The 4,633-nt window shown below is 73.2% G+C and carries 4 protein-coding genes; 2 read left to right on the plus strand and 2 right to left on the minus strand.

Annotation, left to right across the window (positions count from 1 at the left end):
* Positions 1–81: 81 nt before the first annotated feature.
* Positions 82–1,458 (minus strand): metallopeptidase TldD-related protein, encoded by a 1,377-nt coding sequence (locus ABZ806_RS44855; RefSeq protein WP_500226079.1) that lies wholly within the window; start codon positions 1,456–1,458, stop codon positions 82–84.
* Between the two features lie 5 nt (positions 1,459–1,463).
* Positions 1,464–2,963 (minus strand): TldD/PmbA family protein, encoded by a 1,500-nt coding sequence (locus ABZ806_RS44860; RefSeq protein WP_500226073.1) that lies wholly within the window; start codon positions 2,961–2,963, stop codon positions 1,464–1,466.
* 156 nt (positions 2,964–3,119) lie between these two features.
* On the opposite strand from ABZ806_RS44860, the gene fabG reads away from it, so the two are divergent.
* Together fabG and fabI are read left to right on the plus strand one after the other, a co-directional pair.
* On the plus strand, positions 3,120–3,824 hold the full coding sequence (gene fabG / locus ABZ806_RS44865; protein WP_500226075.1) for a 3-oxoacyl-[acyl-carrier-protein] reductase: 705 nt from the start codon (positions 3,120–3,122) through the stop codon (positions 3,822–3,824).
* Positions 3,825–3,829: 5 nt separating this feature from the next.
* A complete protein-coding gene (fabI, locus tag ABZ806_RS44870; RefSeq protein WP_500226076.1) occupies positions 3,830–4,615 on the plus strand; it encodes an enoyl-ACP reductase FabI in 786 nt (261 codons plus the stop codon).
* Positions 4,616–4,633: the final 18 nt, after the last annotated feature.

Raw genomic sequence — 4,633 nt, forward strand, 5'->3', positions numbered from 1 at the left:
GGGGCGCGGACAGCCCGCCGTGGACGCGCGCAGGGCCCGCTCCCGGCCGGGAGCGGGCCCTGTACGCGTCCAGAGCGGGTGTCAGGACGCCTGCGAGACCGTCGACATGTTGAAGTCCGGGACCCTGACCGCGGGCATCGCGGCGCGGGTGAAGTAGTCGGACCACTCGCGCGGCAGCGTCGGCCCGGTCTCCCCGACCTCGGCGAGCCGCGACAGCAGGTCGACGGGGCTCTCGTTGAACCGGAAGTTGTTCACCGCCCCGACGACCTCGCCGTCCTCGACGAGGTAGACGCCGTCGCGGGTGAGGCCGGTCAGCAGCAGGCTCTGCGGGTCGACCTCGCGGATGTACCAGAGGCAGGTCAGCAGCAGCCCGCGCTCGGTGCGGGCGACCATCTCCTCCAGGGACGCGCCGCCGTCCGGGCCGGTGAGGGCCAGGTTGTCGACGGGCGGGGTGACCGGCAGCCCGGTCCGCTCCGCCGAGTGCCGGGTCTGGGTGAGGGACGTGAGCTCCCCGTCCCGGATCCAGTCGGTGGCGCCGAGCGGGAGCCCGTTGTCGAACACCGACGCCTCGCGTCCCGAGGCGTGCGCGACGACGAACGGGGCGCACTCCATCCCGGCGGCGGCCGGGTCGCTGGACAGCGTGACGGGCAGCGTCGCGAGCCGCTCCCCGATACGGGTGCCGCCGCCGGGGGCGCTGAACACCGTCCGGCCGTCGTGCGCGTCCTGCGCGCCCGCCGACCAGTACAGGTAGATCATCAGGTCGGCGACGGCGGACGGCGGCAGGATCGTCTCGTACCGCCCGGCGGGCAGGTCCACCCGCCGCTCGCCCCACTCCAGCCGCCGGGCGAGGCCGCCGGTGAGGGCGGCGACGTCCACGTCGGTGAAGTCGCGGGTGCCGACGCCGGCCCACGCCGAGCCGCCCGCGCCCTTGGCGTTCAGCTCCAGCAGCCCGGTCGGCTGGTCGTGCCGGAGCCGCAGCCCCGCCGAGGTGCCGAGGAACGTCGAGGTCAGGACGTGGTTGGCGAACCCGTACAGGCGCCGGTCGGCGGCCTGCGCGGCGGCGAACGCCTCGCCGAGCGCGGGCGCGAAGCCCTCGAACACGCCGATGCCGGTCTCGGCCGGGTCGTCGTCCCACCCGCCGCCGGCCGGGCCCCCGGTGACCAGCGGCCCGGCGTCCTCGGCGGGGTCGTTGCCGGCGGCGTCGGCCTCGGCGGCGCGGACGAGGTCCTCGATGCCGTCGGCGCCGACCGCCGACCGCGACACCACGCCCGCCGCGACGCCGTCGGCGGTGCCGCGCAGCGCGATGACGGTGAGGCGGCTGGAGCGGGTCACCCCGTTGGTGGTGAGGGTGTTGCCCGCCCACCGCAGGTTCGCGGTGCTCGCCTCGTCGGCGATGACGATGCAGTCGTCGGTCCGCGACAGCGCCAGGGCCCGCTCGACGGCCTCCTGCGGCCTGATGCCGCTCACTGGCCCGCCTCCTTCAGCGTGTTGAGGATGTTGACGCCGCGGAACAGCGCGGACGGGCAGCCGTGGCTGACCGGCGCGACCTGCCCCGGCTGGCCCTTGCCGCAGTTGAAGGCGCCGCCGAGCACGTAGGTCTGCGGGCCGCCGACGGCCTCCATCGAGTTCCAGAAGTCGGTGGTGGTGGCCTGGTAGGCGACGTCGCGGAGCTGCCCGGCCAGCCGCCCGTTCTCGATCCGGTAGAAGCGCTGCCCGGTGAACTGGAAGTTGTACCGCTGCATGTCGATCGACCAGCTCTTGTCGCCGGCGATGTAGATGCCGCGCTCCACGCCGGAGATCAGCTCGTCGGTGGACGGGCCGCCCTCGGCGGGCCGCAGCGAGACGTTCGCCATCCGCTGGATCGGCATGCTGGACGCGGCGTCGGCGAACGCGCAGCCGTTGGAGCGGTCGGCGCCGGTGAGGCGGGCGATGCGCCGGTCGGTCTGGTATCCGGTGAACAGGCCCTCCGACACGATGTCGAACGACTGCGTCGCCACGCCCTCGTCGTCGTAGCCGATGGTGGCCAGGCCGTGCTCGGTGGTGCGGTCCCCGGTGATGTTCATGACCTCGGAGCCGTACCGCATGGTGCCGAGCCTGTCGGGCGTGGCGAACGAGGTCCCGGCGTAGGCGGCCTCGTAGCCGAGCGCCCGGTCCAGTTCGGTGGCGTGCCCGATCGACTCGTGGATGGTCAGCCACAGGTTGGACGGGTCGACGACGACGTCGTAGGTGCCCGGGTCGACCGACGGCGCGGCGAGCTTCTCGGCGAGCAGCTCGGGGATGCGGGCCAGTTCACCGTCCCAGTCCCAGTGCTCGCCGGACAGCCACTCCCACCCGTACCCGGCGGGCGGGGCGAGGGTCCGCATCGTGTCGAAGAGGCCGCCGGCGATGCCGACCGCGTTGATGACGGGGTGCAGCCGGACGCGCTGCTGGGTGGTGACGGTCCCGGCGAGGTCGGCGAAGAACTTGTTCTCCCTGACCTGCAGGAGCGTCGCGTCCACGTGGTCGACGCGGTCGTCGGTGAGCAGCCGGCGGCTCCACCCCGACAGCAGCGCGACCTTGTCGGCGGTCGGCACGTCGAACGGGTCGGTCTCGTACGCCGAGACCCAGGTCCGCTCCCCGTGGACGGGTTCGGGCGCCAGTTCGATGGGCTCGCGGTTGACGGGCCGCGCGACGGCGGCGACCTCGACGGCCCGCGCGGCGACGCGGGCCGCGCCGTCCGGGGTGAGGTCGATGCCGGCGGCGAAGCCCCAGGTGCCGTCCTTGACGACCCGGACCGACAGGCCCACGTCGTCGGCGTCCAGGGCGGTCTCCAGGGCGGCGTCGTGCAGCCGGAGCGTCTGGCTGCGGATGCGCTCGAGGCGGAAGTCGGCGTGCTCGGCGCCCAGCTCCCGGGCCCGGGTGAGGGCCGCGTCGGCCAGCGCGCGAAGCGGCAGCGCGGTGAAGGCGGGATCGATGTCATGCACCTTCAGCAACCTACCCGCAGGCCCGCCCGGTGATCGAGAACAAAGCGGGGTCGGCGGATCTTGTCGGTTCGGCACATCCGCAGGGCGGGGTGCGGGCCGCTAGGGTCGTGCCGCGAGTCACAGTACGCAAGCAGACAAGCAGACGAGAGGTCCGTGATGAGTCGCTCTGTCCTCGTGACCGGCGGTAACCGGGGCATCGGCCTCGCCATCGCCCGCGAGCTGTCCGCGGCGGGCGACGCGGTCGCCGTCACCTACCGGTCGGGCGAGCCGCCCGAGGGGCTGTTCGGCGTCCGCTGCGACGTCACGGACGCCGAGGACGTCGACGCCGCGTTCAGCAAGGTGGAGGCCGAGCAGGGCCCGGTCGAGGTGGTCGTCTCCAACGCGGGGATCACCAAGGACACGCTGCTGGCGATCATGAGCGAGGAGTCGTTCACCTCGGTGGTCGACACCAACCTGACCGGCTCGTTCCGGGTCGCCAAGCGGGCCGTGAAGAGCATGATGCGCAAGCGCACCGGCCGGATCGTGCTGGTGTCGTCGGTCGTGGGGCTGATGGGCTCGCCGGGGCAGTCCAACTACGCCGCGTCCAAGGCGGGCATGGTCGGGTTCGCCCGCTCCCTCGCCCGCGAGCTCGGCTCCCGCAACATCACGGTGAACGTGGTGGCGCCGGGGTTCGTCGACACCGACATGACGGCGGTCCTCAGCGAGGACCAGCACAAGGCCATCACCGCGGCGGTCCCGCTGGGGCGGATCGCGCGGCCGGAGGAGATCGCGAAGGCGGTGCGGTTCGTGGCGAGCGAGGACGCCGCCTACATCACCGGGGCCGTGATCCCGGTCGACGGCGGACTGGGAATGGGGCACTGACGACCATGGGAATTCTCGAGGGCAAGCGCATCCTGGTGACCGGCGTCCTCACCGACGCCTCCATCGGGTTCCACGTCGCGCGGGTCGCGCAGGAGCAGGGCGCCGAGGTGGTGCTGACCGCCTACCCGCGGCCGACGCTCACCGCGCGGACCGCCAAGCGGCTGCCGTCCGGCCCCGACGACCCGCCGCCGGTGATCGAGCTGGACGTGATGAACACCGGGCAGCTGGACGCCCTCGCCGGGAACCTGCGCGACAAGGGCTTCGACCGGCTCGACGGCGTCGTCCACGCGATCGGGTTCGCGCCGCAGACCGCGCTCGGCGGCAACTTCCTGGAGACGCCCTGGGAGGACGTCGCCACCGCCGTGCACGCCTCGACGTACTCGCTGAAGTCGCTGACGATGGCGTGCCTGCCGCTCATGGAGGACGGCGGCTCGGTCGTCGGCCTCGACTTCGACGCCACCAAGGCGTGGCCGGTCTACGACTGGATGGGCGTGGCGAAGGCCGGCCTGGAGTCGTGCGCCCGCTACCTGGCCAAGTACCTGGGCCCGCAGGGCATCCGCGTCAACCTCGTCGCGGCCGGGCCGCTCGCCACGATGGCGGCCAAGAGCATCCCCGGCTTCGAGGGCATGACGGACATGTGGCCGAAGGCCGCGCCGCTCGGCTGGGACATCAAGGACAGCGAGCCGACGGCCCGCGCGTGCGCGGCGCTGCTGTCGGACTGGTTCCCCGCCACGACCGGTGAGATCGTCCACGTCGACGGCGGCATCCACGCCATCGGCGCCGCCTACTAGCCCCCGCCGGGCACGCAC

The organism is Spirillospora sp. NPDC047418, assembly GCF_040643275.1.
In the GTDB taxonomy this organism is placed as follows: Bacteria; Actinomycetota; Actinomycetes; order Streptosporangiales; family Streptosporangiaceae; genus Spirillospora.

What these genes read in the sequence shown, in the direction of transcription:
- fabG (WP_500226075.1), top strand. Translation starts at nt 3,120, where the DNA reads ATGAGTCGCTCTGTCCTCGTGACCGGCGGTAACCGGGGCATCGGCCTC.
- fabI (WP_500226076.1), top strand. Translation starts at nt 3,830, where the DNA reads ATGGGAATTCTCGAGGGCAAGCGCATCCTGGTGACCGGCGTCCTCACC.